3 protein-coding genes are annotated in these 2,716 nt (G+C 46.8%); 1 reads left to right on the top strand and 2 read right to left on the bottom strand.

Annotated features, from left to right (window positions below; genetic code table 11):
- The first annotated feature begins 81 nt into the window (after positions 1-81).
- Positions 82-1,668 (top strand): TrkH family potassium uptake protein, encoded by a 1,587-nt coding sequence (locus BP822_RS11535; RefSeq protein ID WP_286878330.1) that lies wholly within the window; start codon positions 82-84, stop codon positions 1,666-1,668.
- A 36-nt stretch (positions 1,669-1,704) separates the two neighbouring features.
- On the opposite strand, the gene BP822_RS11540 is transcribed toward BP822_RS11535, so the two are convergent.
- Positions 1,705-2,304 carry a hypothetical protein gene (locus BP822_RS11540; protein WP_286878331.1) on the bottom strand — a complete coding sequence of 200 codons (600 nt, stop codon included), beginning with the start codon at positions 2,302-2,304 and terminating at the stop codon, positions 1,705-1,707.
- A 16-nt stretch (positions 2,305-2,320) separates the two neighbouring features.
- Positions 2,321-2,716, bottom strand: a 396-nt coding sequence (locus tag BP822_RS11545; RefSeq protein WP_286878332.1) for a transcriptional regulator, incomplete at its 5' end; no start/stop codon positions are given.

Here is a 2,716-nt window from a genome sequence, read left to right on the forward strand (position 1 = left end):
GCTGTCTTAGCCATATCTTTTGCTCCAGCTGAACGCAACGATCGAGCTTAAATATGGCAAAGTAGGAAACTGCATTCCTCAATGAAGATCCGTGTAGTGCTGGACATTCTAGGCCTCATGCTGGTGCTCTTAGGGTCCTTGATGTTGATACCGGGAATTGTAGCTGCAATTTATAAAGAGCCCGCCGGAGTAATGGCTTTCGGTCTTTCTTCCTTTATCACAATTTCAGCAGGCCTAATAATCAGACGCATTGGCGAGAAAGGAGAGGTGACAAACAAAGAGGCTTTTGTAATTGTGGCTCTCGCCTGGCTCTTGGCAACGATCTTCGGATCATTACCATTCATATTTCTTGGATTGGATGAAACCGATTCGCTCTTCGAAACCATGTCTGGATTCACAACTACAGGTGCCACTATTCTAACTGAATCGGATTCGCATGGATACTGGATCATTAACTCGACAGCGGCAGATAATAGTCTTGCCCACAATTTGATACTTACTCTATTCAAATCTCCTGAAGTGCTATTATCAGGAATTGGGAAGATATCGACATCCGATTCGGGTTTCAATAATTACGTCGAGAGTACTTTTTTTGGCTTGCTCTTTTGGAGGGCTTTTACTCAGTTGTTAGGCGGCATGAGCATCATCCTGCTTTTCATTGCTATCCTGCCCCATCTTGGGGTAGCAGGCAGGCAGCTCTACTATGTTGATACTAGTCGGGAAGCCTTGACTCCCAGAGTGAGGAGCACGGCCAAGATCTTTTGGGGTATATATCTGGGTTTCGTAGCTCTACAGACGATTTTGCTCTGGTCCGCTGGAATGTCCTTGTACGATTCGCTTTGCACCTCTTTTACTACTATATCAACCGCAGGATTTTCGCCGTTATCCGCAGGTATAGTTGCTTACGACAGCGTATTGATCGAAGCAATTTTAATAATATTCATGATTGTAGGGGCGACCAACTTCATTTTGCATTATCAATTTATATATAAAAACGATTTTTTATGTTATTTCAAGGATCCTGAATTCCGATTATATTTATTTCTTCAAGCCACGGCCACAGCACTGATTGTTCTATGGGGCGGTGTAGATGGAGGCGTCCTGCATAGAATTCGCCTTGCTGGATTCCATGTAGTGTCAGTAGGAACCACTACGGGATTCACAAATACTTTCGACTATGCCCACTGGTCTTCAGCGGCCAATATGGTTATTATTATGCTAATGTTGATTGGCGGATGCGCTGGAGCAACCGCAGGCGGCATTAAAGTTCTTCGGGTGCTCTTGATAAAGAAGTATGCTCGCCGAGAGTTGATGAAGATGCTCCATCCAAAGGCAGTTATTCCCATAAAGCTCAATGATATTTCAGTTTCTGAGGGGGTATTGATATCTGTTTTGTTCTTCACGATAATGTATCTGATTATCTTTTTTGCCTGCTCCCTGTTATTGACGATAACTGAATCTGGAAATCAAAATTTCGATCTTTTATCTGCAATATCGGCTGTGGCCACCTGCATGGCCAGCGTAGGGCCAGGGCTTGGTGTAGTAGCTTCAGATTTTTCCCAAGTCACTCCTGTGGGAAAAATGATTGCGATCTTCTGTATGTACATCGGGAGAATGGAAATCCTGCCGGTGATGCTCTTATTCATCCCGAACCTGTGGAAAGACTAGAAATGGAAATTTTGAATTCTCCAAAACCCTTTTCTCCTATGCAGGAGGCTTATCAAATATCTGGCTGGTTATTGTTTGATCTGCCAGGCTGGAGATCAGGTCATACAATATATCCATGGGCGGCTCATCGGAATAGACTGCTTTCCCTGTCAGGGGATCGATATAGGAATATGCCGTCCTTCCCGTTTTATCATCCTGATAGCTGTAGTAGGTGAATATTGGATGCTGGGTGTCTGGATTCAGGTAGGTGTAGGTCTTCTTGCCGGTGAATGGATCCAGATATTCCAACAAAGGCAACCCTGTATCTGGATCGGTATAAGCATCATCCAGCCATTCGCTGAGGTTCAGCTTGCCCTGAGTATAGTTGGGATCAACAATCAATTTGCCGTCCTCTATCCTGCTCCCTCGGGGGACGCCTCCCCAGTTCCATAGATTGCTGCTGTTGTTCTCGCCTGTGCTAACGTTGCTTTTCTGAACTGGCTGAGGATTCTCGGCCTTGAAGCTCTCAATCCAGTCCCTGGCAAATTCGCCGCTCACGCTCTGGAATTCAGGGGCGTTCTGGGAGCTGCAAGTGACTGCAAGGAAAAACAGCAGTGAAGTGATCAATATTGCCGCTACAGCAGGGATATTTTTCATTTCAATCCATCCTATCCTAATCGATCTTCCTGGCGGCAACCTCAATCGCCCGGACGACGCTCTCTTGCGGTATTATGGTAGCTACAGGAATGGTGAGCAGCTTTTCCACCGTAGGGCTGACGATAGGAGCGCAGACCAGAGCCGAGGCTCCATCCCTCTCCGCCCTCACCGCGGCAATTATGGCCTCCTCGATGTTGGTTGCCGAATACTCTCTCAATGTCAGCAATCGGTCTCCTATCTTCATCTTCTTCTCGCTGATCTTGTCCAGGACCGGCCGGGCGGCAATGATGGCGATGAAGTCCCCTCCCGAGCCCTCCAGCTGGCGGATGGTCTTCACAATCTGGCGCAAAGTGGTGATATTCGGCTCCCGGTGGCCGGAAAGGATCTTATAAAGAGTGCTCTGGGGTATCTC

This window comes from Methanosaeta sp. UBA458, assembly GCF_002496085.1.
Taxonomy (GTDB): Archaea; Halobacteriota; Methanosarcinia; order Methanotrichales; family Methanotrichaceae; genus Methanothrix; species Methanothrix soehngenii.